This is a genomic window from Bradyrhizobium valentinum, from assembly GCF_001440405.1.
GTDB lineage: Bacteria > Pseudomonadota > Alphaproteobacteria > Rhizobiales > Xanthobacteraceae > Bradyrhizobium > Bradyrhizobium valentinum.
The window spans coordinates 1-25,302 of record NZ_LLXX01000177.1 but is presented as its reverse complement, the minus strand read 5'-3'; the positions used below and the strand labels follow the sequence as shown (position 1 = coordinate 25,302).

The 25,302-nt window shown below is 62.9% G+C and carries 25 protein-coding genes; 18 read left to right on the top strand and 7 right to left on the bottom strand.

Annotated elements, in window-relative coordinates; all coding sequences use genetic code 11:
* The 3 genes from CP49_RS48085 to CP49_RS32265 form a co-directional block, all read left to right on the top strand.
* Nucleotides 1–465: GDP-mannose 4,6-dehydratase (locus tag CP49_RS48085; protein WP_245310969.1), on the top strand; the 465-nt coding region annotated here is incomplete at its 5' end.
* Complete coding sequence (gene fcl, locus CP49_RS32270) at nucleotides 446–1,399, top strand: GDP-L-fucose synthase (protein ID WP_057854170.1); 954 nt, start codon at nucleotides 446–448, stop codon at nucleotides 1,397–1,399. The genes CP49_RS48085 and fcl, both read left to right, overlap by 20 nt.
* 152 nt (nucleotides 1,400–1,551) lie before the next feature.
* Nucleotides 1,552–2,529: a tripartite tricarboxylate transporter substrate-binding protein gene (locus tag CP49_RS32265; protein ID WP_082646354.1), complete on the top strand. Its 978-nt coding sequence runs from the start codon at nucleotides 1,552–1,554 to the stop codon at nucleotides 2,527–2,529.
* On the opposite strand, the gene CP49_RS32260 is transcribed toward CP49_RS32265, so the two are convergent.
* On the bottom strand, nucleotides 2,526–3,371 hold the full coding sequence (locus CP49_RS32260; RefSeq protein WP_057854169.1) for a uroporphyrinogen-III synthase: 846 nt from the start codon (nucleotides 3,369–3,371) through the stop codon (nucleotides 2,526–2,528). The genes CP49_RS32265 and CP49_RS32260 overlap by 4 nt on opposite strands.
* Before the next feature lie 140 nt (nucleotides 3,372–3,511).
* Here CP49_RS32260 and purU point away from each other — a divergent pair, with 140 nt between their 5' ends.
* Complete coding sequence (purU, locus tag CP49_RS32255) at nucleotides 3,512–4,375, top strand: formyltetrahydrofolate deformylase (protein ID WP_057854168.1); 864 nt, start codon at nucleotides 3,512–3,514, stop codon at nucleotides 4,373–4,375.
* Here purU and CP49_RS32250 read toward each other — a convergent pair.
* The gene (locus tag CP49_RS32250) at nucleotides 4,365–4,673 is read right to left on the bottom strand and encodes a hypothetical protein (RefSeq protein ID WP_057854167.1); all 309 of its coding nucleotides are present in this window, start codon (nucleotides 4,671–4,673) and stop codon (nucleotides 4,365–4,367) included. The two genes, purU and CP49_RS32250, sit on opposite strands and share 11 nt — an antisense overlap.
* Before the next feature lie 394 nt (nucleotides 4,674–5,067).
* Between CP49_RS32250 and CP49_RS32245 the strand changes: the two genes are divergently transcribed.
* From CP49_RS32245 to CP49_RS46410, 13 genes are all read left to right on the top strand, one after another.
* Nucleotides 5,068–6,192 carry an ABC transporter substrate-binding protein gene (locus CP49_RS32245; protein WP_420807667.1) on the top strand — a complete coding sequence of 375 codons (1,125 nt, stop codon included), beginning with the start codon at nucleotides 5,068–5,070 and terminating at the stop codon, nucleotides 6,190–6,192.
* A 127-nt stretch (nucleotides 6,193–6,319) separates the two neighbouring features.
* Nucleotides 6,320–7,189, top strand: a complete 870-nt coding sequence (locus tag CP49_RS32240; protein WP_057854165.1) for a branched-chain amino acid ABC transporter permease — start codon at nucleotides 6,320–6,322, stop codon at nucleotides 7,187–7,189.
* Between the two features lie 7 nt (nucleotides 7,190–7,196).
* Nucleotides 7,197–8,228, top strand: a complete 1,032-nt coding sequence (locus CP49_RS32235; protein ID WP_057854164.1) for a branched-chain amino acid ABC transporter permease — start codon at nucleotides 7,197–7,199, stop codon at nucleotides 8,226–8,228.
* Nucleotides 8,225–8,977, top strand: coding sequence for an ABC transporter ATP-binding protein (locus tag CP49_RS32230; RefSeq protein ID WP_057854163.1), 753 nt, complete (start codon nucleotides 8,225–8,227; stop codon nucleotides 8,975–8,977). Before CP49_RS32235 ends, CP49_RS32230 begins: the two co-directional genes overlap by 4 nt.
* Nucleotides 8,970–9,686, top strand: a complete 717-nt coding sequence (locus CP49_RS32225; protein ID WP_057854162.1) for an ABC transporter ATP-binding protein — start codon at nucleotides 8,970–8,972, stop codon at nucleotides 9,684–9,686. The genes CP49_RS32230 and CP49_RS32225 overlap by 8 nt, the downstream gene beginning before the upstream one ends.
* A gap of 18 nt (nucleotides 9,687–9,704) precedes the next feature.
* Complete coding sequence (locus CP49_RS32220) at nucleotides 9,705–10,823, top strand: cobalamin-independent methionine synthase II family protein (RefSeq protein ID WP_057854244.1); 1,119 nt, start codon at nucleotides 9,705–9,707, stop codon at nucleotides 10,821–10,823.
* Between the two features lie 357 nt (nucleotides 10,824–11,180).
* The gene (locus tag CP49_RS32215; RefSeq protein WP_063791810.1) at nucleotides 11,181–12,335 is read left to right on the top strand and encodes an acyltransferase family protein; all 1,155 of its coding nucleotides are present in this window, start codon (nucleotides 11,181–11,183) and stop codon (nucleotides 12,333–12,335) included.
* Nucleotides 12,336–12,510: 175 nt separating this feature from the next.
* Entirely contained in the window at nucleotides 12,511–12,588 is a 78-nt protein-coding gene (locus tag CP49_RS49655; protein ID WP_245310979.1) for a hypothetical protein, read from the top strand.
* 187 nt (nucleotides 12,589–12,775) lie between these two features.
* Nucleotides 12,776–14,128 (top strand): hypothetical protein, encoded by a 1,353-nt coding sequence (locus CP49_RS32210; protein WP_057854160.1) that lies wholly within the window; start codon nucleotides 12,776–12,778, stop codon nucleotides 14,126–14,128.
* Between the two features lie 60 nt (nucleotides 14,129–14,188).
* Nucleotides 14,189–15,382, top strand: a complete 1,194-nt coding sequence (metK, locus tag CP49_RS32205; protein ID WP_057854159.1) for a methionine adenosyltransferase — start codon at nucleotides 14,189–14,191, stop codon at nucleotides 15,380–15,382.
* Between the two features lie 126 nt (nucleotides 15,383–15,508).
* Entirely contained in the window at nucleotides 15,509–16,942 is a 1,434-nt protein-coding gene (gene ahcY, locus CP49_RS32200; protein WP_057854158.1) for an adenosylhomocysteinase, read from the top strand.
* Between the two features lie 198 nt (nucleotides 16,943–17,140).
* A complete protein-coding gene (locus tag CP49_RS32195; RefSeq protein WP_057854157.1) occupies nucleotides 17,141–18,607 on the top strand; it encodes a flavin-containing monooxygenase in 1,467 nt (488 codons plus the stop codon).
* A gap of 160 nt (nucleotides 18,608–18,767) precedes the next feature.
* A complete protein-coding gene (locus tag CP49_RS46410) occupies nucleotides 18,768–18,920 on the top strand; it encodes a hypothetical protein (protein WP_197423295.1) in 153 nt (50 codons plus the stop codon).
* A gap of 389 nt (nucleotides 18,921–19,309) precedes the next feature.
* On the opposite strand, the gene CP49_RS32190 is transcribed toward CP49_RS46410, so the two are convergent.
* From CP49_RS32190 to galE, 4 genes are all read right to left on the bottom strand, one after another.
* Nucleotides 19,310–19,624 carry an EthD family reductase gene (locus tag CP49_RS32190; RefSeq protein ID WP_057854156.1) on the bottom strand — a complete coding sequence of 105 codons (315 nt, stop codon included), beginning with the start codon at nucleotides 19,622–19,624 and terminating at the stop codon, nucleotides 19,310–19,312.
* 322 nt (nucleotides 19,625–19,946) lie between these two features.
* Nucleotides 19,947–20,648 (bottom strand): fumarylacetoacetate hydrolase family protein, encoded by a 702-nt coding sequence (locus CP49_RS32185; protein ID WP_057854155.1) that lies wholly within the window; start codon nucleotides 20,646–20,648, stop codon nucleotides 19,947–19,949.
* 131 nt (nucleotides 20,649–20,779) lie between these two features.
* The gene (locus tag CP49_RS32180; protein ID WP_057854154.1) at nucleotides 20,780–22,600 is read right to left on the bottom strand and encodes an ABC transporter ATP-binding protein; all 1,821 of its coding nucleotides are present in this window, start codon (nucleotides 22,598–22,600) and stop codon (nucleotides 20,780–20,782) included.
* A 103-nt stretch (nucleotides 22,601–22,703) separates the two neighbouring features.
* Nucleotides 22,704–23,717, bottom strand: coding sequence for a UDP-glucose 4-epimerase GalE (galE, locus tag CP49_RS32175; RefSeq protein ID WP_057854153.1), 1,014 nt, complete (start codon nucleotides 23,715–23,717; stop codon nucleotides 22,704–22,706).
* Between the two features lie 126 nt (nucleotides 23,718–23,843).
* Here galE and CP49_RS32170 point away from each other — a divergent pair, with 126 nt between their 5' ends.
* A complete protein-coding gene (locus tag CP49_RS32170) occupies nucleotides 23,844–24,890 on the top strand; it encodes a glycosyltransferase family 4 protein (protein ID WP_057854152.1) in 1,047 nt (348 codons plus the stop codon).
* Here CP49_RS32170 and CP49_RS32165 read toward each other — a convergent pair.
* The coding region (locus tag CP49_RS32165) for a glycosyltransferase family 9 protein (protein ID WP_197423294.1) at nucleotides 24,872–25,302 on the bottom strand (431 nt) is incomplete at its 5' end. The two genes, CP49_RS32170 and CP49_RS32165, sit on opposite strands and share 19 nt — an antisense overlap.

Below are 25,302 nucleotides of genomic sequence, written 5' to 3'. Positions count from 1 at the left end.
ACGCGCAGCGTCGCCCGCATCGAGACCGGCCTGGAAGAGGTGCTCTATCTCGGCAATCTCGATGCCAAGCGCGACTGGGGTCATGCGCGGGACTATATCGAGGGTATGCACAGGATCCTGCAGGCCGATGCGCCCGACGATTTCGTGCTGGCGACCGGCGAAACCCGCTCGGTGCGCGCATTCGTCGAGCTGGCGTTTGCCGAAGTCGGCCGCCGCATCGAATGGCGCGGCAAGGGCGTCGAGGAAACCGGCGTCGACGCCAAATCGGGCAAGACCGTGGTCCGCATCGATCCGGAGTATTTCCGGCCGACCGAAGTCGACCTTCTGGTCGGCGACGCCAGCAAGGCGCGGGAGAAGCTTGGCTGGAAGCCCAAGACGTCGTTCGCCCAACTGGTCAAGGAAATGGTCGCGGGCGATCTCGAAGAGGCGCGGCGGGAGGCGGCGGGTGGCAAGCATTCCGTTTGAGCTGAACGGCAAGACGGTCTACGTCGCCGGGCATCGCGGCATGGTCGGCGCCGCGCTGGTGCGCAGGCTGGCGCGAGAGAATGTCGAACTGCTGACGGCGCCCCGCAATGAGGTCGATCTGCGCGACCAGGCCGCGGTCGACCGCTGGTTCGCCGCGAAGCGTCCGCAGGTGGTGTTTCTCGCTGCCGCCAAGGTCGGCGGCATCGTCGCCAACAACACGTTGCGCGCCGAATTCCTCTACGACAATCTGGCGATTGCGACGAACGTGATTCATGCGGCGCATGTCCATGGCGCCGAGAAGCTGATGTTCCTGGGTTCCTCCTGCATCTACCCCAAGCTGGCGCCGCAGCCGTTGCGCGAGGATTCTATGCTCACGGGTCCGCTGGAGCCGACCAACGAGCCTTATGCGATTGCAAAAATCGCCGGGATCAAGATGGTGGAGGCCTATCGCAGCCAGTATGGCGCCGACTTCATCAATGTGATGCCGACCAACCTCTACGGCCGCGGCGACAATTATCATCCCGAATACAGCCACGTCATGGCCGCCCTGATCCGCCGCTTCCACGAAGCAAAAGTTTCCGGCGCCAGGGAGGTCGTGGTCTGGGGCACCGGCACGCCGCGGCGCGAATTCCTCTATGTCGACGATCTCGCGGATGCCTGCATCCACTTGATGAAGACCTATTCGGATAGCGAGTTGGTCAATATCGGCACCGGCGAGGACATCACGATCGCCGAATTCGCCCGCGTGGTCGCGGCGACCGTCGGCTACACCGGGGAAATCAGTTTCGACACCTCACGGCCGGACGGCACCCCGCGCAAGCTGCTGGACGTCAGCCGCTTAGCAAAGCTCGGCTGGCGCGCCAACACGAAGCTCGAGGACGGCATCCGGTTGGCCTATCAGGCGTTCCTCAGCGAGCACGCGGTGAGCGGCTAGCTCGCCGAAAGGCCCTGTCAGTCCGCGCCAACACGAAAGCATTTCGCCTCTCACGCACGAAAATCGATATCCAATTTTCCCGATCATGCTCTAGGATGCACGCGCCGAGCGGCCGCAAAGAGCCGCCGCCGTGTGTTGTCGGAGGAAGCATGATGAAATATCAGCGTCGCCAGTTCTTGCAGCTCGTTGCCGGTGCGGCTGCGCTCCCCGTTACGTCAAGCATTGCGAGTGCGCAGGCCTATCCATCGCGGCCGGTACGCCTCGTGATCGGCTATACGCCCGGCGGCTCGGCGGACCTCACGTCACGCCTGATGGGTCAATGGCTGTCTGAAAAGCTCGGGCAATCCTTCGTGATCGAGAACCGGCCGGGCGGCGGCACCAATATCGCCACCGAGCAGGTGTTGCGCGCCACGCCCGACGGCTACACGCTGCTTCTCGTGGCGCCAGCCAACGCTATCAACGCCACGCTTTACGACAAGCTGCCCTTCGATTTCATGAAGGAGATGGAGCCGATCGCCGGCATCATTCGCTTCCCCAACGTCGTAGTGGTGCACCCGTCGCTGCCGATCAAGTCGATTCCCGAATTGATCGCCTATGCCAAGATCAATCCGGGCAAGCTCAACATGGCGTCGTCAGGCAACGGGTCCACGATCCACATGTCGGGCGAACTGTTCAAGATGCTGACCGGCATCAACATGCAGCATGTGCCTTACCGCGGCGGCGCACCGGCACTCACCGACATGCTCTCCGGCGTGATGCAGGTCATGTTCGACAACCTTCCGACCTGCGCCGAGCACGTGAAAGCCGGCAGGCTTCGCGGTCTTGCGGTCACCAGCACGGCCCGTTCCGACGTGCTGCCGGATCTGCCGCTGGTCGCCGATTATCTGCCGGGCTACGAGGCAAGCGCCTGGTATGGCCTCGCCGCGCCAAAGGGCACGCCGCCCGAAATCGTCGACCGGCTCAACAAGGCGGTCAATGAAATCCTCGCCGACCCCAAGGCGAAAGCCCGGTTCGCCGAGATCGGCGCCATCCTGCTGCCGGGCTCGCCCGCCGACTTCGGCAAGCTGGTGGCGGACGAAACCGAGAAGTGGGGCAAGGTGGTCACGTTCGCCGGCGCCAAAGTGGATTAGCTTCCCGCTGCTGCCCGCGGCGGATTCTTGCCGAGCGCCGCCGCCATCGCCGCGATCAGCGGGCGCATGAAGAAGGCGTCCTCGGCCGGATAGATATCGGTGCGCAGGCCGTGAGACTTGAGTTCGTCGGACACGGCGGGTCCGACGGAAGCGATTGGCGTGCGGTCGAGCCCGTCGCGTAACCTGTCCTCGCAGCCGCGCGTTCGCGCGACCTCGATCAGGCGGCGGACCTGGCCGAGGTTGGTCAGCGCGATCGCGTCGATGCGCCCCTCCGCCATCTCGTCGATCGCGGCGATGATATTGGCGTCGGCGGCCTGCGCGTCATAGGCATAGGGCAGCACGGTATCGACCTCGGCGCCTTGCGCCTTGATCGCGCCGATCAGCACGCTGTGATCCTTATCCGGGTAAAGCTGCAGGCCGAGGCGATGGCCGCCAAGATCGAGGCGCGACAGCATCTCGGCGATGCCTTCGGACGTCGGCTTTTCCGTCGTCATCTGCGGTTCCAGCCCGATTTCGCGCAGCGCCTTGCCCGGCTTGGGGCCGCGCGCGAATTTGCGCGCCTGGCCGAGCGCGGCAATGAATTCCTGTTCGACACCGATCCGCCGAACGACCTTCATCAGGCGGCGCAGGCCTTCGCCCGTCATCAGCACCAGATCGTCGAAGGGCTTTTCAACGCACCGCCTGACCCAGGCCTCGACCGGCGCCGGGTCCGGCGCGTCGTGGATGGTGAACATCGGGCATTGCAGGACGTCGGCGCCCTGCTCGGTGAGCAGCCGGGAAAACTGCGCTTCCTCGCGCGTTTCCAGGATCAGGATGCGGTAACCGTTCAATCTGTCAGCCATGATCTCGCTCCAACGCTTTTGCTTCGCGCTTTGTTCATCCTGACCCCGGTTTCGGGATTGGCGCAAGCGTATGCGCGGTGATAGATGCAGGGCCGCAATCGCCGCTTCACCCTTTTGCCTGAATTGTAGTCAGCTTCGCCATGCCCGATCACCAGTTCGTCCTGACCCTGTCCTGCCCGGATCGCCCCGGCATCGTTTCCGCGGTGTCGACCTTTCTTGCCCATAACGGGCAGAACATTCTGGACGCCCAGCAGTTCGATGACATCGAGACCGGGAATTTCTTCATGCGGGTGGTGTTCACCGCCGCCGATCTCGCCGTCGAATTGCAGGCGCTGCAGACCGGCTTTACCGCGATTGCCGATCGCTTTGCCATGGAATGGCAGATGCGCGACCGCGCCAATCGCCGCCGGGTGATGCTGCTGGTCTCCAAATCGGATCATTGCCTGGTCGACATCCTCTATCGCTGGCGTACCGGCGAACTCGAGATGATCCCGACCGCCATCGTCTCCAACCATCCGCGCGAGACTTACGGCAATCTCGATTTCGGCGAGATCCCGTTCCACTATTTGCCGGTGACGAAGGAAGCCAAGCGCGAGCAGGAAGAGGCGGTCTGGAAGCTGGTGCAGGACACAAAGACCGATCTCGTGGTGCTGGCGCGTTACATGCAGATCCTGTCGGACGAGATGTCGGCAAAACTGTCGGGGCGGTGCATCAACATTCACCACTCCTTCCTGCCGGGCTTCAAGGGCGCGCGGCCTTATCACCAGGCCCATGAGCGCGGCGTCAAGCTGATCGGCGCCACCGCGCATTACGTCACGCGCGACCTCGACGAGGGTCCGATCATCGACCAGGACGTCGAGCGCATCAGTCACCGCGACACGCCGGAAGATCTCTCGCGCAAGGGCCGCGACATCGAACGCCGTGTGCTGGCGCGCGCCATGCGCCATCATCTCGAAGACCGCGTGATCCTCAACGGCCGCAAGACCGTGGTGTTTATGGATTGAGGGGCATTCCCGCCCCGGCGTTAACGGGCCCCACCTTGGGGTGAGGCGCGGGCTTGGCCTCTTCGCCGCGCTCGGAAGCCGGCAACAGCCGCTTCCGCTCGCGCTCCCGCATGTACTCGTCATATTTCGCGGTGCCGGGGCGCGGCGGCGCGTCTGCGGGCAGTCCGCCGATCGCCGCCGGAATGGCGTCGCTGACCCCGGCTGCGAGTTTCTCGTTGATGGTCCCACAACCGGCCAAGCCGCAGCCCGCGAGGGCAACGGTGACGATCGTGACAATATGGCGCGCGCTGGTCGACATCGGCAGAAGGTTACAACCTGACCCTTTAAGGATGATGGATTTAGGGCGTTGCCGCCGGGAACCGGTGAGGGCGCTTCTTTGTTGACAGGACCATTTGATTTGTACAATCGTACAAATGGGCCATTGACGGGAGGCATCGGGCGGCGATATCGGATCATATCACAATACCGTCGCGTATTTCGCGACTGTTCCCTCTTGGCCGCGGCACGCCAATGGTCCGATTGACAAAAGGGCGCCCGAGGACGCCATGTTGCCGCGCTATCCGGCCGAAAAATCTGGGTTATGGTGAGATCAAGGGCCGGGGACTCGGTTCGAGGACACAGGGCCGATCAGGGGAGAAACGTTCATGTCTATTCGCAGTCACATGTTGCTGGCCGCAGGCGCTGTCGCGGGGATGCTGGCGCTGGCGCCGGCTCACGCCCAGCAAACCGTTAAGATCGGCCTGATCCTGCCGATGACCGGCGGCCAGGCATCGACCGGCAAGCAGATCGACAACGCGGTCAAGCTGTACATGCAACAGAACGGCGACACCGTTGCCGGCAAGAAGATCGAAGTCATCCTCAAGGACGACGCGGCGGTTCCCGACAACACCAAGCGCCTGGCGCAGGAACTGATCGTCAACGACAAGGTCAATTTCATCGCGGGCTTCGGCGTGACGCCGGCAGCGCTTGCCGCGGCGCCTTTGGCGACGCAGGCCAAGGTTCCGGAAATCGTGATGGCAGCGGGCACCTCGATCATCACCGAGCGTTCGCCCTACATCGTCCGCACCTCGTTCACGCTGGCGCAATCGTCGACCATCATCGGTGATTGGGCCGCGAAGAACGGCATCAAAAAGGTCGCGACGCTAACCTCCGACTATGCGCCCGGCAACGACGCGCTGAACTTCTTCAAGCAGAACTTCACCGCTGGTGGCGGCGAGATCGTGGAAGAAGTGAAGGTGCCGCTGCAAAATCCTGATTTCGCTCCGTTTCTGCAGCGTATGAAGGATTCCAAGCCCGACGCCGTGTTCGTGTTCGTGCCGGCAGGACAGGGCGGCAACTTCATGAAGCAATATGCCGAACGCGGGCTCGACAAAGCGGGCATCAAGGTGATCGGCCCCGGCGACGTGATGGACGACGACCTGCTCAACGGCATGGGGGATGCTGCGCTCGGCACCGTCACCGCGCATCTCTATTCCGCGGCCCATCCCTCGGCCGCAAACAAGGAATTCGTCGCAGCCTACAAGAAGGCCTTCGGCCAGCGCCCGGGCTTCATGGCGGTCGGCGGCTATGACGGCATCCGCCTGATCTACGAGGCACTGAAGAAGACCGGCGGCAAGACTGACGGCGATGCGCTGATCGAGGCGATGAAGGGCATGAAGTGGGAAAGTCCCCGCGGCCCAATCTCGATCGATCCGGAAACCCGCGACATCGTGCAGAACATCTATATCCGCAAGGTCGAGAAGGTCGACGGCGAACTCTACAACGTCGAGTTTGCGACCTTCGAGGCGGTGAAGGATTCCGGCAAGACGAAGAAGTGACCGAAGGTCATCCCGGGGCGCGCGTCAGCGCGAACCCGGGATCTCGACGTTATTGGAAAGAGATTCCGGGTTCAGCGCTGGCGCGCTGCCCCGGAATGACGGGTCCTAGAGGTTCTTCGGCGCTCCCATGACCACGCTGTTCACCATCCTGTTCGACGGTGTCGCCTACGGCATGCTGCTGTTCGTGCTGGCCTGCGGGCTGGCAGTGACGCTTGGGCTGATGAATTTCGTCAATCTGGCCCATGGCGCCTTCGCCATGACCGGCGGCTATATCTGCGCGGTGCTGGTGAACAATTCCGGCTGGCCGTTCTTCGCAGCGCTTCCGCTTGCCTTCGTCTCGGCCGCGGCGATCGGCGTGCTGCTGGAGCGCACGCTGTACCGCCACCTCTACACCCGCAGCCATCTCGACCAGGTGCTGTTCACGATCGGCCTCACCTTCATGTCGGTGGCGGCGGTGGACTACATCATGGGATCGTCGCGCATCTTCATCAAGCTGCCGGCGGCGCTCGAAGGCCAGTTCGATTTCTTCGGCGTCGGCATCGGCCGCTACCGGTTGATGATTATCGTAATATGCGGCCTGCTCACGGTGGCGCTGCAACTGATCCTGGCACGCACGCGCTTCGGCAGCCGCTTGCGCGCGGCGGTCGATGATCCCCGCGCGGCGATTGGGCTTGGCATCAACGTGCCGCAGGTCTTCGCATTCACCTTTGCCTTCGGCTGCGGCCTCGCAGGTCTCGGCGGGGCGCTGAGCGCCGAAATCCTTGGGCTGGATCCGTATTTCCCGCTGAAGTTCATGATCTACTTCCTGATCGTGGTCACGGTCGGCGGCTCCTCCAGCATCACCGGGCCGTTCCTCGCTTCGCTGCTGCTCGGCATCGGCGATGTCGCCGGCAAATATTACGTGCCGAAGATGGGGCCGTTCGTCATCTACACCATCATGATCGTCATCCTGATCTGGCGCCCGAACGGTCTGTTCGGCCGCGCCGCCGCGCGATGAGCCTGCGATGACCGCAACGTCCGACGTCTCATCCCATGCCATTGCCCGCGCCCGCTGGCGCCCGGCCGAGATCGCGTTCTGGATCCTCGCGGCATCCTGCGCGTTCCTGTTTCCGTCCCGCTATCTGATCATGACGGACATCATTCGGCTGGCATTGTTCACGCTGTCGCTCGACCTGATCCTGGGCTACGCCGGTATTGTCTCATTGGGGCATGCCGCCTTCTTCGGTGTCGGCGCCTATTCCGCCGGGCTGATGGCGCTGCACGGCATCATCAACGAGCCGGTCATTGCGCTGGTCGTGGCGGGGCTGATCGCCATGGCCCTCGGCTTGCTCACGAGCTTCCTCGTGATCCGCGGCGTCGACTTGACGCGGCTGATGGTGACGCTCGGCATCGCGCTGCTGCTCGAAGCGCTGGCGGAGCGCTTTTCCAACATCACCGGCGGCACCGACGGGCTGCAGGGGATCGAGATGCAGCCGATCCTCGGCCTGTTTGCATTCGACATGTTCGGCAAGACCGGCTTCTTCTACTCGCTGATCGTTACGTTCCTGCTGTTTCTGCTGGCTCGCCGCATCGTGAATTCGCCGTTCGGCCTGTCGTTGCGCGCGATCAAGAACAATCCGTTGCGGGCGTCCGCGATCGGCGTACCCGTCAACCGACGCCTGATCGCGATCTATACGGTGGCGGCGTTCTATGCCGGCATTGCCGGTGCTCTGTTCACCCAGACCACAGCGCTGGCGTCGCTTGATGTGTTCGCGTTCGAGCGCTCGGCCGATCTGATGCTGGTGCTGGTGATCGGCGGCACCGGCTATCTCTATGGCGGGTTGATCGGCGCTGTCGTGTTCAAGATGCTGCAGGAATTGTTTCAGACCATCACGCCGCAATACTGGATGTTCTGGATCGGGCTGGTTCTGGTCGTGATGGTGCTGGTTGGCCGCGAGCGCATCCATCGCTGGGTGCTTTGGGGGCCGAACCTCATCATTCGTCAGGTCTTTGGACGCAAGGCCGTCGTGGCCGTTCCCGAGAGCGATGCGCCATGACGATCGCGCTGGAAACAAAAGGACTAGAGAAATCCTTCGGCGGCTTGAAGGTCACGCGCGACCTGTCGCTGAAGGTGGAGCAGGGCGCCCGCCATGCCCTGATCGGGCCGAACGGCGCGGGCAAAACCACCGTCATCAATCTCCTGACCGGCGTGTTGAAACCCAATGCGGGGCGGATCCTGCTCGAGGGCAACGACATCACCGACCTGGCGGTTCATAAGCGGGTGCTCCGCGGGCTGTCGCGTACCTTCCAGATCAACCAGCTCTATGCCGACCTCACGCCGCTGGAAACAATTGGGCTTGCCGTCTCCGAGCGGCTCGGCCGCGGTGGTGACTGGTGGCGGCGGATGGGCACGCGCGGCGACGTCAACCAGGAGATCGCGGAAACGCTCGGCAGCTTTCATCTGCTTGATGTGATGAACGAGCGCACCGCGACGCTGCCTTATGGCAAGCAGCGCCTGCTGGAGATCGCGGTCGCGATTGCGACCCGGCCGCGTGTGCTGCTGCTCGATGAGCCAGCCGCCGGCGTGCCGGAAAGCGAGCGCCACGATATTCTGGCCGCCGTCGCTGCCCTGCCGCGCGATGTCACCGTATTGCTGATCGAGCACGATATGGATTTGGTGTTTTCCTTCGCCGACCGGATTTCGGTGCTGGTCAATGGCGCCATGCTGGTGGAGGGCCCGCCGGACGAAGTGGCGCGGGATCCCCAGGTCAAGGCGGTCTATCTCGGCGAGGCTGCTGATGCCTGATCTTCTCTTTATCGATGCCTTGCGCGCCGGCTACGGCGAAGCTGTGGTGCTGCCCGCGATGTCGCTCGCGCTGGGCGAGGGCCAGGTGCTGGCGCTGCTCGGGCGCAACGGCACCGGCAAGACCACGCTGATCAATTCGATCGTCGGCATCACCCGCCGCTTCGGCGGCGTGATCGCGCTCGGCGGGCTTGATATCACCGCGATGCGCCCGGACCAGCGGGCGCGGGCAGGGATCGGCTGGGTGCCGCAGGAGCGCAATATCTTCCGCTCGCTGACGGTCGAGGAAAACATGACCGCGGTGGCCCAGCCCGGCCCATGGACCGTGGAAAAGGTCTACGAGATGTTTCCGCGGCTGAAGGAGCGCCGCACCAATTTCGGCAACCAGCTTTCCGGCGGGGAACAGCAGATGCTGGCGATTGGCCGCGCGCTCACCCTCAATCCGAAAGTCCTGTTGCTGGACGAGCCGACCGAGGGACTGGCGCCGATCATCGTCGAGGAATTGCTCCGGGCGCTCGGCACCATCACACGGGCCGGCGGCATCTGTTCGATCATCGTCGAGCAGAATGCGCAAAAGATTCTGGGGCTGGCCGATCGGGTTGTGATATTGGAACGCGGCGCAATCGTGCATGATGCGACCAGCAGCGCGTTGAAGGCCGATCCCGCGGTGCTCGAACGCTATCTCGGCGTCGCCGGCGCTGCAGCGCACTAGATTATGGGAGTGAAGACCATGCAAAGAACAAAGCCCCCGTTCCGTGCCGACGAGGTCGGCAGTCTGTTGCGGCCGCCGCGCATCAAGGAAGCGCGCGCCAAGCTGGAGAAAGGCGAGATCACGGCGGAGGATCTGCGCAAGGCAGAAGACCTCGAGATCGAAAAGGTCGTGCACAAGCAGGCCTCGATCGGCCTGAAGCTTGCGACCGACGGCGAGTTCCGCCGCTCCTGGTGGCATTTCGACTTTCTCGCCAAGCTCGGCGGTTGCGAGCTCTTCCACCCCGAGACCGGTATTCAGTTCGCGGGTGTCGAGACACGCCATGACGCCGTCCGCGTGATCGGCAAGCTCGATTTCCCCGACAACCATCCGATGCTGGATCATTTCCGCTTCCTGAAGAAGCATGCCGACACAGCGCATGTCACGCCGAAGATGACGATCCCGTCGCCCGCGGTGCTGCATTTCCGCGGCGGCCGCAAGTCGATCTCGAAGGAGATCTATCCCGACCTCGAGGGATTCTTCCTCGACCTCGGCAAGACCTATCGCAAGGCGGTCAAGGCATTCTACGACGCCGGCTGCCGTTACCTGCAATTCGACGACACTGTGTGGGCCTATCTCTGCTCGCAGGATGAGTTGCAGAAGGCGCGCGATCGCGGCGACAATCCCGATGGCCTGCAGGAAATCTACGCGCGCGTCATCAACTACGCGCTGGCCGAGCGTCCGGCGGATATGGTCGTCACTACCCACGTCTGCCGCGGCAATTTCCGTTCGACGTGGATCTCGTCCGGCGGCTATGAGCCGGTCGCCGAGACCATGCTGGCCGGCACCAATTACGACGGCTACTTCCTCGAATATGATTCTGATCGCGCCGGCGGCTTCGAGCCGCTGCGGTACTTGCCGAAGGGCAACAAGGTCGTGGTGGTCGGCGTCATTACGTCGAAATTCGGCGAACTGGAGAAGAAGGACGACATCAAGCGCCGCCTCGAAGAGGCCGCCAAGTTCGCCCCGCTCGATCAGCTCGCGGTCTCGCCGCAATGCGGCTTTGCCTCGACCGAGGAAGGCAACATCCTGTCCGAGGAAGAGCAGTGGGCCAAGCTCAGCCTCGCGGTGGAAGTCGCTGGCGAGGTGTGGGGGAAATAGGCGCACGGTCGTTGCGCGCCACGGTTCTCACTGGCCATTGCTCGGCTTGTCCAGGCTGAACAATGCGCGGGTGATGACATCCTCTATGTGGCGCTTTGGTATTTCCAAACACTTGACGGATGCGCGGGTTAAGTGCCCGCGCAGCGGTAATATTTCGGCGGTTTCTTTCGACTTTGTTGACCGTGTTTTCCGACTTGCCTCTCCGCGGTCGCCGACAGGAATTACAATAAAACCCGTACCTTAACCTGCCGTTCAGCCTTTCCGGCGAAGCTCGCGCAGAGGAAAGCCGTGGCGCCGATCGTCTGCGGCCGCCGCTCACCAGCCGTGTGGGCTGTGTTTCGAAGTGTGAGGGCGAGCGTGATCAGCCTCGGTGATCAGCTAGACAGACATCGCGGCTTTGGGCCCGGGTTCGACTTTCTCCGGATTTCCCTCGCACTTGGAATTGTGGTCTGGCACGCCTTCGGTCTTGCCCATGGCGGATTCAATATCGAGCAAGCCCCGGTCGCATGGTTCGCCGGCTACGGCATGCTCTATCTATTTTTTGCCTTGAGCGGCTTTCTGATCGCAGGCAGCGCGCAGCGCCTCAGCCTCGGTAATTTTCTCGTCAATCGGGGCTTACGGATTTTTCCGGCGCTTGTCGTCGAAGTCCTGCTCTCGGCGTTCGTTCTGGGCGCGCTGTTTACCGAGCTTTCAGTCGGGGAATATCTGTCCAATCCCGGAACCTATCGATACCTGACGAACATCTTCGGTCTGATGAATTTTTATCTGCCTGGCGTGTTCAAGGGCAACAGCGTCGACGTCGTCAACTATTCGCTCTGGACGGTGCCTTACGAATTCTTCTGCTACTTGATCATGTCGGCCTTCATGATCTTTGGCTTGCTTCGCAGGCCGGCGCTGGTTATCGCCCCCGCAGCGGCAATGGCGATCATCGGCCTTGCCCTGGTGCTGTTTGCAGCAGGCCCGCAATCCGAGAGCGGGCTCATCAAGCTCTGCTATTCCGCCTTCACCGAACGCGGGTCGCGGCTGATCGTGGCATTCATGCTGGGAATCGCTGCCTACCTGTTGCGATATCGGATCCCCTACAGCCATGCGGCTTTCGGCTTCAGCATGCTGTTCCTGTTCGGCCTCGCAGCGCTTGGACCACTGACCGTTCCCTCACTCAATGTGCTGGCTTCGCTGCCGCTGGTCTACGTCATGGCCTATCTCGGGGCTTCCAACGTGCCGATGCCCCCCGTGTTTCACGAGCGTGATTACTCCTACGGAATCTATCTCTACGGGATGCCGATACAGCAGATGATGATCAGCCTGTTTCCAAACGTCACCAGCCCGGTGGCCCAACTCGGCCTGGCGGTTCCGGCCATCATCTGTTTTGCGGCGTTTTCCTGGCATCTGATCGAGCGGCCGATATTGCGGCAGCGGCGACGCTTCTCGTTCGTCGCCAAGATCCGCGATGTCGGCCCGAGCACACCGGCGCCGATTGCGCCGGACGAAGCCTTGCGGATGGCCAAGTGAGCGAGAAGGTGGCCAGGTTCGCGCTGCTGGCCTCCTTCGCTGTGTGACTTTGCCTCGACTGAAGAAGGCCATATCCCGTCCGCGTCGCTCTTAGTGAGTGAAGGGGACTCATGACACCCAGCCCTGACGCCATCATCATCGTGCGGGCCCCGCCGGGCTTGCCTGTGCGGTGACGATGCGCGCGGCTGGGCTCGAAGCCGTCGTGCTGGAGAAGGCCGGCGGCGTAGGGGCGATCTGCCTGGCGACACTGTGACCGGCTTCATCTGCATACCGACCGCCGCCATTTCCGGCTTGCCCGGCATGGCGATGCCGCCGCAGCGCAGACATCGGCGGTTCAATCGTGCCAGGGCACCCGGCAGGCCTTTCCTCCGTTGGGCAGATGGTGGTAGGACATTTCGGCCATCCGGCTCTGCCCACCGAAGCTTCCCAAACTCCATCCGATGAAGAACGACCAGATTCTCAGCCAGATATCGGAGTTCTGCCGCCAGGCCGACATGGCGGAGACGACGTTCGGGCGCCGGGCGGTCAACGACGGCAAGCTAGTGCATCGGCTGCGCGAGGGTAAACGCATCACCGTCGACACGCTGGACCGCATCCAGGCCTATATCGCCGCGTCCACCGGCAGCCTTCCACCGCCCCGCGGCCTCGAAGTGCCGCCTGAAAAGCGCGATCCGCGCGGCAATTTCCGCTTTTTCGAGAACCGCCAGAAATACCTGCTGTTCGTCCATACCTGCAGCGAAAAGCGGGTGATCGCCGAGCGGGTGGCGCTGGAGCTGTCCAGCCTGCACCCGCGCCCGCCGGCGCTTCGGGTGTTCGACGCCGGCGTCGGCGACGGCACGGTGCTGGCGCGGGTGATGCGCTCGATGCATGGCCGCTTTCCCCATATGCCGTTCTACATCGCGGGGAAGGAGCTCAGCTTGGAGGACGTCCGCCTGACGCTCGACAAGGTGCCGGACCGGCTGTTCGAGCACCCGGCGACCGTCGCCGTCCTGACCAACATGCATTACGCCGAGGCGCCTTGGCTGACGCCGGCCTCGCCAGCCGCGGCCGCCGGGATGATTTGGCATGAAGTGCCCTTACGGGGGGCCTCGTCGGGGGAATTCGAGGCTCAAATTGCCGAATTGGGGCCGTTTCTGGAACAAAACTGGCGGGCCAATATCAGCCCCAAATCGGGCATGCCGATCTATGAACGCCCGGTGGCGCTGGTGGTGTACCGGGAGGACCACCGGTTCCTGCTTGATTCGATCATTCCTCGCGCGGGCCGAACCGAGGCCAATTTCGATCTTGTGATCGCTTCCCAGCCCTATCGGGCCAAATCCTCTGTGAATTTCCGCGCCAAGCGAATCATTGCGCCGCTGGCCCGTTCCCTGCGGGCAGGGGGGCGTCTGATTGGAATTCACTCCCACGGGCAGGATCCGGGCCTGGAAATCATCCAGTCGGTCTGGCCCGGAGAAAATCCTTTCGCGGTGAGCCGTCATGAGCTATTGCGCGCGGTGAAATACGAGCTGGGATCGGCCGGGCGCGACCTTAACTTTAATGCCTACGCCGATAACCGTTCCATCTTCCGTTATGATATGGAAGCGCTGCCCAACGAGGTCACCGGCCAGATCGGAACCTCGACGGCCTTTGCAGCGTGGAATGCGGCGGTGTATGTCGCCCAGATCGAAGACGACCGGTTGACGGAAATGACTGAAAACAGCCGAACCCTCGATGCCACCAGAGAGGTTCTGCGCAAGCATAATGGGCTTTGGTTTTACGACGAATCCTACGTCATTTCGCGCCGTCGCGACTGACATTCCAGGAACACATTCAGAAACAAACGTCGGAGTTCGACGAAAAGAGGGGTCTGCTTGATGCGCGCGTCTTACCTGTTCACCAGCGAGTCGGTCTCGGAGGGTCATCCCGATAAGGTCTGCGACCGAATTTCCGACGAGATCGTCGACCTGTTCTACCGGGAAGGGCCGAAGGCGGGCATCGATCCCTGGCAGATCCGTGCGGCCTGCGAAACGCTCGCCACCACCAACAAGGTGGTGATCGCCGGCGAAACCCGCGGCCCGGAATCGGTCACCAATGAACAGATCGAAAGCACCGTGCGCGAGGCGATCAAGGACATCGGCTACGAGCAGGAGGGTTTTCACTGGAAGACCGCCGACATTGAAATCCTGCTGCATCCGCAGTCCGCTGACATCGCGCAGGGCGTCGACGCCAAGCAGCCAAGCAACCAGGAAGAGGGCGCGGGCGACCAGGGCATCATGTTCGGCTACGCCACCAACGAGACGCCGGATCTGATGCCGGCGCCGATCTTCTACGCCCACAAGATCCTGCGGCTGATTTCCGAAGCGCGCCATTCCGGCCGCGAAAAGGTGCTGGGTCCGGACTCCAAGAGCCAGGTCACCGTGCAATACGAGAACGGCAAGCCGGTCGGCGTCCGCGAGATCGTGGTCTCGCACCAGCATCTGGTCGAGGACCTGACCTCCAATCAGGTCCGCGACATTGTCGAACCCTATGTGCGCGAGGCGCTGCCGAAGGACTGGATCAACGGCAAGACCATCTGGCACATCAATCCGACCGGCAAGTTCTACATCGGCGGCCCCGATGGCGACTCCGGCCTCACCGGCCGCAAGATCATCGTCGACACCTATGGCGGCGCGGCCCCGCATGGCGGCGGCGCCTTCTCCGGCAAGGATCCGACCAAGGTCGACCGCTCGGCAGCCTATGCGGCGCGCTACGTCGCCAAGAACATCGTCGCGGCCGGCCTTGCCGATCGCTGCACGCTGCAACTCGCCTACGCGATCGGCGTGGCGCGGCCGCTGTCGATCTATATCGATACCCATGGCACCGGAAAGGTGCCGGAGGACAAGCTCGAGAAGGCGGTGGCCCAGGCCATGGATTTGACGCCGCGCGGCATCCGCACCCACCTCGATCTCAACCGGCCGATCTACGCGCGTACCTCGGCCTACGGCCATTTCGGCCGCACGCCCGACAATGAAGGCGGCTTCTCCTGGGAGAAGACCGATCTGGTCGAGCCGCTGAAGCGCGCGGTTTAGTTTTAAGAGCGTCATTCCGGGGCACCGCGATAGCGGTGAACCCGGAATCTTTTTCCATAGTTTCGAGATTCCGGGTTCGCGCTGCGCGCGCCCCGGAATGACGAACTCCACAAAGGGAAACTCCCCATGACCACCGCCGCCGCCAAGAAGCCCGCCTTCACCGACTACATCGTCAAGGACATTTCGCTCGCCGAATTTGGCCGCAAGGAAATCTCGCTGGCCGAGACCGAAATGCCCGGCCTGATGGCGACGCGCGAGGAATACGGCCCTAAGCAACCGCTGAAGGGCGCCCGCATCGCCGGCTCGCTGCACATGACGATCCAGACCGCGGTCTTGATCGAAACGCTGGCCGCGCTTGGCGCCGACATCCGCTGGGTGTCGTGCAACATCTATTCGACGCAGGACCATGCGGCGGCCGCCATCGCCGCCGCCGGCATTCCGGTGTTCGCCGTGAAGGGCGAAACGCTCGCCGAATACTGGGACTACACCGCAAAGCTGTTCGACTGGCACGGCGGCGGCACGCCCAACATGATTCTCGATGACGGCGGCGACGCCACCATGCTGGTGCATGCCGGCTACCGCGCCGAGCAGGGCGACACCGCCTTCCTCGACAAGCCAACGTCGGAGGAAGAGGAAATCTTCTATGCGCTCGTCAAGCGCCTCCTGAAGGAGAAGCCGAAGGGCTACTTCGCCGAGATCGCCAAGAACATCAAAGGCGTCTCGGAGGAGACCACCACGGGCGTGCACCGCCTCTATGACATGGCGAACAAGGGCACACTGTTGTTCCCCGCCATCAACGTCAACGACAGCGTGACGAAATCGAAATTCGACAATCTCTATGGCTGTCGTGAATCGCTGGTCGACGGCATCCGCCGCGGCACCGACGTCATGATGTCCGGCAAGACCGCGATGGTCGCAGGCTTCGGCGACGTCGGCAAGGGGTCGGCCGCCTCGCTGCGTCAGGCCGGCTGCCGCGTCATGGTCTCCGAAGTCGATCCGATCTGCGCGCTGCAGGCGGCGATGGAAGGCTATGAAGTGGTGACCATGGAAGACGCCGCGCCCCGCGCCGACATCTTCGTCACCGCGACCGGCAACAAGGACATCATCACCATCGACCACATGCGCGCGATGAAGGATCGCGCTATCGTCTGCAACATCGGCCACTTCGACAACGAAATCCAGATCGCGGGCCTTCGTAACCTGAAGTGGACCAACATCAAGCCGCAGGTCGACGAGATCGAATTCCCCGACAAGCACCGCATCATCCTGTTGTCGGAAGGCCGCCTCGTGAACCTCGGCAACGCCATGGGCCATCCTTCGTTCGTGATGTCGGCGTCGTTCACCAATCAGACGCTGGCGCAGATCGAGCTCTGGGCAAACAACAAGGACGGCAAGTACGAGAAGAAGGTCTACGTGCTGCCGAAGACGCTGGACGAGAAGGTGGCCCGTCTTCACCTCGCCAAGATCGGCGTCAAGCTCACCGAGCTGCGCAAGGACCAGGCCGAATATATCGGCGTCAAGCCGGAAGGCCCGTTCAAGTCGGATCATTACCGGTATTGATTTCACCTCGCGGGGCGACGTCCTGAAGCACTACCAAGCCCCGGAGCGATCCGGGGCTTTTGCTGATCGGTCGTACAACCTGCGACGGTTGAAATTCAACGGTAAATTCCGATACAGCCTGTATCGTCGCAGCAACCTGACAATGCGAGTTGCAATTTCTGCCTGCTGGCCATTACATCTGAAAGCAGGGAGATCGCCATGACCGATGCGGCAGAGCATTTCGACGTCCTCATTGTCGGCGCGGGACTGTCCGGCATCGGCGCGGGCTATCATTTGCAGGAGAAGTGTCCCGGCAAGAGCTACGTCATTCTCGAGGGGCGCGACTGCATCGGCGGCACCTGGGATCTGTTTCGCTATCCCGGCATCCGCTCCGACTCGGACATGTATACGCTCGGCTATTCGTTCAAACCGTGGACCGAGCCGAAGGCGATCGCCGACGGGCCGCGGATCCTGAACTACGTCCGCGAGACCGCTGTAGACAACGGCATCGACAAGAAGATCCGCTTCCACCACCACGTCAAACGCGCGTCGTGGTCGTCGCCGGATGCGCGCTGGACGGTGGAGGCCGAACGCACGGTGGGCGAGGGAGCGGCGGAGACCGTGCGCTTTACCTGCAATTTCCTGTTCATGTGCTCGGGCTATTACAAATACGAGGAAGGCTACACGCCGGATTTTTCGGGCACGGCGGACTTTGCCGGCCAGATCGTGCATCCGCAGAAATGGCCTAGCGATATCGACTACGCCGGCAAGCGTGTGGTGGTGATCGGCTCGGGTGCGACCGCTGTGACGCTGGTGCCGGAGATGGCCAAGACCGCGTCGCATGTCACCATGCTGCAGCGCTCGCCGACTTACGTGGTGGCGCGGCCGGCGGAAGATGCGCTTGCCAACAAGCTGCGCCGGAATCTCTCCGCGAAACTCGCCTATCACCTGATCCGCTGGCGCAACGTGCTGTTCGGCATGTATTTCTTCCAGCTCTGCCGTCGCAAGCCCGATCGCGCCAAGCAACTGATCCTCGGCGGCGTCAAGATGGCGCTGGGGCCGGAATACGACGTGGCTAAGCACTTCACGCCGCGCTACAATCCCTGGGAGCAGCGGCTCTGCCTGGTGCCCGACGGCGACCTGTTCAAGTCGATCCGGGACAAGCGGGCGTCCGTCGTTACCAACGAGATCGACACCTTCACCAAAAGCGGCATCAAGCTGAAGGATGGCAGCGAGCTCGAGGCCGATATCATCATCACTGCGACCGGGCTGAACCTGCAGGTCCTGGGCGGCCTCGAAGTCAGCGTCGACGGCCGCCAAGTCGATTTCGCGCGAACGCTGAACTACAAGGGCATGATGTATTCGGACATCCCGAACATGGCCTCGGCTTTCGGCTACACCAACGCGTCGTGGACGCTGAAATGCGATCTCACCTGCGAGTACGTCTGCCGTCTCATCAACTACATGGACCGGAACGGCTACAAGCAGTGCATGCCGCATAATGTCGATCCACAGGTCGCGGAACTGCCGTCGCTCGATTTCTCGTCGGGCTATGTGCAGCGCTCGATCGCTAAACTGCCCAAGCAAGGCTCGAAGCGGCCGTGGCGGCTTTATCAGAACTACGCGCTCGACATCGTCACCTTGCGCTACGGCAAGGTCGACGACGGGGTGATGCAGTATTCGTGAGCGGTTCCGTCGCGCGAGGCGCGTCCCGGCGCCCCATGCGTTATTTCGCGTATACGTACGTGAGCGCGAATCATTCAAGGTGCCCTCAGGGTTAACGCCGGATTAACCGGCGCACCCGTACGCTGCGTGGCTTGCGGCCCCTGACAGCACGAGGAAGCCCATGGACGCCCAGCGAATTGCCGTCGATGTCATCGTGGCGCTGACCGATTGCGACCGCGAGGCGGCCGCCGCCTTCATCCGCAAGTTCTATCTGGCCGGCGTCCGCGATCCCAAGCGGCTCACGTTCAAGGGCCTGCAGGCGCTGCGGGGCTGACTGTCTTCCGTCATTCCGGAGCGCGCCTCTTGACGCGAGCCCGGAATCCATTTCACCACCTGTTCCGTGGCTTGATGGATCCTCTGATGTGCAATCGCACATCATAGTTCGCGCTTTGCGCGCACCGGAATGACGGCGGGAGTATGCATTCGCGATCTCGCGACATGAACTGCCCGAGGTTTGCTGGATAACTTCCCGCCCTCTTTGTCAGAGGGCGCAGTGAAGACCAGGTGCTTGCTGCACCCGCGGTCTCGCGTGCGATTTGCGCAAACAAAAGTGCACACGAGCATACAGGGCAGCGGGAGCATTCTGGCCTTCCCTGTGGGCGACGGCGGCAAAAGAGCCGTTCACCGGGGAGCGCGCTACAAGCCGTAAAGCCATTGCGGTTCTCAGCCTACGACGACTTCGCTGATCTGGATGACCGGAGACTGGTCGGTATAGTTTGGGATGTCTGCCATGATCTCCTTGGCGTGCGGCCCGAAGCCGGCCTGGAACGCCTCGACCGAGTCGCAGAAGATGTGGCACATGCCGACATAGGTTGCGGGAGCGCCGGGCGCGCCGCCGGCCAGGCCCTTGTCAACCGTGTAGGACTTGCACGCGTCACCCATGCGCGCTTTCACGAGCGGCATATGCTTGTCGCGGTAGTAGTCATGATCGAAGCGCCCGCCGGGTGTATTGGGATACATTACGCTTACCTTGATCATGGACGTGCCCTCCGATCTGACGTTCGCCGTTATTCTCCGGCAATATCCGGAGTCTGTGTCAGTTTTGCGGATCTTGCAACCAGGAGGCGGCGGGGCGCGATATCAGACGCGCGCGGCCGCGGCGTAAGCCGAGCAATGCGTAAGATGGGAGCCAACGGGCCCGGCCTTCGGCCGGCCCGATGATAAACTCCGCGATACCCATCGTTTGCGTCCGATGATCGCGATGGGTTTCGCAAGGGATCAACCCATCGTACCGGCTCAACGAAAAAGCCCCGGACCGAGGTCCGAGGCTTTGCATCCCGCGGAGGCTCTCAGTCGCAGATTATTCCGGCTTGCCGATGGCAACCTTCAGCGTGCCGACGCCGTCGACGCCGCACTCGATGTTGTCGCCGGGGTTGAGCTGGGAGACGCCGGCAGGCGTGCCTGTCATGATGATGTCGCCGGCGGCGAGCTTCACCTGCTGCGAGAGTTGCCAGATGATTTCGGGCACGCTCCAGATCAGTTCGGTGAGATCGCCCTTCTGGGTTTCCTTGCCGTTGACCGTCAGCCAGATCTTGCCTTTGGCGGGATGGCCGATCTTGGCGGCGGGCTGGATCGCGGAGCAGGGCGCCGAATAGTCGAAGGATTTTCCGACTTCCCACGGCCGCTCCTTCTTGCGCGAGGCGAGCTGCAGGTCGCGGCGGGTGAGGTCGATGCCGACGCCGTAGCCGTAGACATGTTCGAGCGCCTTGTCAGCGGGGATGTTAAGGCCGCCGCTTTTCATGGCGACGATCAACTCGACCTCGTGATGCAGGTCCTTGGTCAGCGGCGGATAGGGAATGGTGGCGCCGTCGGGCACCAGCATGTCGGCGTGCTTGGCGAAGAAGAACGGCGGCGCGCGCTCGTCATTGCCCATCTCTCTGATATGTTCGAGATAGTTGCGCCCGACGCACCAGATGCGGCGGACCGGATAGGTGCCTGTCTCGCCGACGACGGGAAGCGTGGGCTGCGGGGCTGCTGATATGACGTAGGAGGCTGCGTTCATGAAAAGGTCTCGGGGGTTACAGATGAAAATCCGGGCTCATCTTTTATTTGAGCATGATCTCCGCGCAAACGCGTTCCGCGTTTGTCGCGAGGGAAAATCGGTACCCACTTTTCCGGATCATGCTCTAGCTTTTACGCGGTTGCGCTGACCGGCGCCAGACTGGGATGGCCGGCGTCGCGCTGCTGCAGGCGGAAGAACGAGGCGTATCGCCCGCCGCGCCGCAGCAAATCGTCATGCTGGCCGCGCTCGACGATCTCGCCGCCCTCGACCACCAGGATGGCGTCGGCATGCATGATGGTGTGCAGGCGGTGGGCGATCACGATGGTGGTGCGGTTCTGACAGAGATGCTCGATGGCCTCCTGCACGGCTTTTTCGGATTCCGAATCCAGCGCCGCAGTGGCCTCGTCGAGCAGGATGATCGGCGCGTTCTTGAGCAGGGCCCGGGCGACGGCGATGCGCTGGCGCTGGCCGCCGGATAGCTGCGTGCCGTGCTCGCCGACAGGAGTGGCATAGCCGAGCGGAAAGCCCATGATGAAGTCATGCGCACAAGCCGCCTTCGCCGCCGCCACGATCTCGTCCTGCGTGGCGCCTTGCTTGCCGAAGGCAATGTTGGCGCCGATCGTGTCGCGGAACAAATAGACGTCCTGCCCGACATAGCCGGTCTGGGCTCGCAGCGAATGGCGCGACACGCCCGAGATGTTCTGGCCGTCGATCAGGATTTCGCCGTCTTTCACTTCGTAGAGCCGCAGCAGGAGCGCGAGCACCGTGGACTTGCCGCCGCCGGACGGGCCGACCAGCGCGGTGGTCTTGCCGGGCTCGGCGATGAAGCTCATGGCCTTCAGCACCGGTTCGTCCGGTCGGTAGGAGAAATTGACGTCGCGGAACTCGACCCGCGCGTTCGAGAGCTTGAGCGCCGGCTTGTCGTTGTCAGCGGGCTCGCTCGCCGGGCTGTCGACGATCTCGAGCAGCATGCGCGCGCCGACCAACTGGCTGTTGAGGTCGATATTGAGCCGCGCTAGGCGCTTGGCCGGCTCGGTCGCCAGCAGGAACGCCGTCATGAAGGAGAAAAACTGGCCGGGCGTAGCGCCGAGCGCGACCACGCTGTAGCCGCCATAGAGCAGGCAGCCGGCGACCGCAAAGCCGCCGAGCATTTCCATCAGCGGGTTGGAGCGATTGGAAACCCGCGCCATCTTGTTGGCGTTGCGCTCGACGATCGCGATATTCTCATCGATGCGCCGCTGCATGGTCTGTTCCAGCGTGAACGCCTTCACCGTGCGGATGCCCTGCAGCGATTCCTGCATGGTCTCCATGATGTCAGCGCTGCCGGTGAACTGGTTGTGGGCGAGGCCCTTGATGCGCTTCACCAGCTTGCGCAGAATCAGCATCGCCGGCGGCACCACCACAAGGCCGATAAACGACAGCACCGGATCCTGCGACACCATCACGCCGATCAGGCTGACCAATAGCAGCACGTCGCGTCCGACCGCATTGATCAACAGCGTCAGCACGTCGGTGATGGATTTGGCGCCCGATGTCAGCCGCGCCAGGAATTCGGACGAATGCCGCTCGGAATAGAATCCGATGCTTTCGCTCATCAGCTTGGCAAACAGCCGCCGCTGGTTGTTGGCGAGAATCGCGTTGCTGATCTTCGACAGGATCACGGTGTGGCCGTAGGTCGCCAGACCCTTGATGAACAGCAGCACCACCGTGACGCCCGAGAGAATGGCGATGCCAACGACGTTCTTGTCGATATAGGCCTGGTTGATCACCTGGCCCAGGATATAGGCGGAGCCCGCAGTGGCGCCGGCGGACACGCCCATCAGCGCGAACGCGGTCAGATAGCGCCGCCAATAGACAAAACCCTGTTCCATGACGAGGCGGCGAATCAGGATCGCCGCGCCATAGGGGTCGTCGGTAATTTTTCTGGTGGGTTTGCTTGGAAGTTCGGTCATCCGCGTTCCATTGACGGCGCCTGATAGCCCGGCGCGTCAGGGCTGCTGCGGTGACTCCTTGCCTGCTTGGCGGGGCTTTTTCAAGCCAAATAAGCGCTTGATTTCAGGCCGATTCCGCGTGCTGCGGAAGGCCGCCGCGCTCGCGGAACAGCTTCTCTTCCCAGGCCAGCGCGTGGGTGGCGATGATCTCGAGATTGTCGTATTGCGGCGTCCAGTCCAGCGTCGCATGGATGCGGCTGACATCGGCGACCATGGTCATGATGTCGCCGGGGCGGCGCGGCGCATATGATACCGCGAAATTGCGCATGGAGACGCGGCGGACGGCTTCGATGGTCTCCAGCACCGAATAGCCGCGGCCGTAACCGCAGTTCAACGTGATCGAGCTTCCGCCGCCGCGCAAATAGGCCAGCGCTGCGCGATGGGCCTGCGCGAGATCGCTGACATGGATGAAGTCGCGGATGCAGCTTCCGTCCGGCGTCGGGTAATCGGTTCCGAACACGTCGATCTTTGCGCGCTGGCCGGTAGCGGCTTCGACCGCGATCTTGAGCAGATGGGTCGCGCCGACGGTGGCGAGGCCGCAGCGGCCTTTCGTATCGGCGCCGGCGACGTTGAAATAGCGCAGCACGACATAGTTCATGCCGTGAGCGGAAGCTGTATCGTGCAGCATGATTTCGGTCATCAGCTTGGAAGAGCCGTAGGGCGAGGCCGGCCGCGTCGGCGCATGTTCCGGCACCGGCACCTGGTCCGGATTGCCGTAGACGGCGGCGGTCGACGAAAAGATGAAGCGGTTAACGCCGCCCTTGACCGCGGCATTCAGCAGGCTGCGGGTCGTCATGGTATTGTTGCGGTAATAGCCGAGCGGATCGCGCACGGAATCCGGCACCACGACGGAGCCGGCGAAATGAATGATGCTCTCGATGCCGTGCTGGGCGATCACGCCTTCGACGAGGTTCTCATCGCCGGCGTCGCCGATGAACAAGGGCACGCTTTCCGGCAGGAAGGCGGTGAATCCGGTGGAAAGATTGTCGATCACGACGACGCTTTCGCCGGCGTCCGCCAGCGCATGAACCATGTGACTTCCGATATAGCCGGCGCCACCGGTGACGAGCACGGTCATGACTTCACCTCTCCGATTATTAGGGGCGATGCTAGCGGGGCTGCGGTGAAGAGTGGGTTTCGGCGCCGCCGAACTGGCCACTATGCTTAATGTTGCGTATAGGAACGGGCCGAAACGGAGCCGGGCGTGCCGATCGAGAACAATTTGGCCAGTGATCTGCAACTGATCGTGCCGAATCTGCACAGGCGCTATTCGGGGGTCACGGCGACCAACCGCATGGTGGCGCCGAGGCTTGCCACGATGTACCGCGCGGCGTGGCTCGGGCCCCACGCGCCCGACGGCATCGCGCGGATGGGATTTGCGGATCTTCTGAAATTTTGGCGCCACCGCACGCCGCTGATCTGGCACGCGCGGCGCAATGACGAGATGATCGTAGGGTTATTGCTGCGCGCGTCCGGCTGGCCGCTGAAGCTCGTCTTCACTTCGGCCGCACAGCGGCATCACAAGCGGCTGACGCGCTGGCTGATACGGCAGATGGATGCCGTGATCGCCACGTCCGAACTGTCGGCGTCGTTTCTCAAGCGCGAGGCGACGATCGTGATGCATGGCGTCGATACCGACAGCTATGCACCGCCGACCGACCGCGCGGCGGCGTTTGCGGAAGCCAAGCTGCCGGGGCGCTACGCGATCGGCTGCTTCGGCCGGGTGCGCGCGCAAAAGGGTACGGACGTCTTCGTCGAGGCGATGTGCCGGTTGCTGCCGCGCTATCCTGATTTCACGGCCGTCATCGTCGGCGCGGTCGTGCCGGAGCAGCAGGGTTTTGCCAGTGGCTTGAGAAAACAGATCGAAGCGGCCGGGCTGCAATCGCGCATCGTCATCACGGGCGAGCTCGCGATTGAAGAGGTACAGCGCTGGTATCAGCGGCTGACGATTTACGCCTTCACCTCACGCAACGAAGGCTTTGGCCTGACGCTGATCGAGGCGATGTCCTCAGGGGCGGCGCTGGTGGCGTCGCGCGCGGGCGCCGCTGAATTCGTGGTCGAGGATGGCGTTACCGGCGCGCTGACGCCGCCGGGCGACGTCGATGCGCTGGTCGCCGCACTGGAACCGCTGATGCGCGATCCGGTCTCGGCGCGTGCGATGGGCGAACGTGCGCGTGCGCGCGTGCTGCAAAAGTTCAGTCTCGATGCCGAGGCGAATGCGATCGCAGCGGTCTATCGAACGCTCGGCTGACTGACCAGCAGGCGATGCGCGACATCGGCCACGTAGGCGGGGTCGATGTCGCGCATGCAGCGATGGTCGTTCATGGTGCAAACGGTGCGTTGGCAGGGCTGGCAGGGCAACGCGGCCTTGGTCTGAACGACCGTGGCCGCGAGACCGTTCAGCGGCGCCCACAGATAGGGACTGGTGGGGCCGAAAATGCCCACGGTCGGCGTGCCGATCGCCGCCGCGATATGCATCAGGCCGGAATCGTTCGAGATGGCGACGCCGGCCGCCGCCATCGCCAGGATGCCGTTGCGCAGGTCGGTGCCGGTGAGGTCGCGGGCCTTGCCGCCGGTGGCGGCGACAACCTCCAGCGCCAGCGCCTTCTCGCCGGGGCCGCCGACCACCCAGACGTCGAGCCCGCGCTCGACCAGGAGCCGCG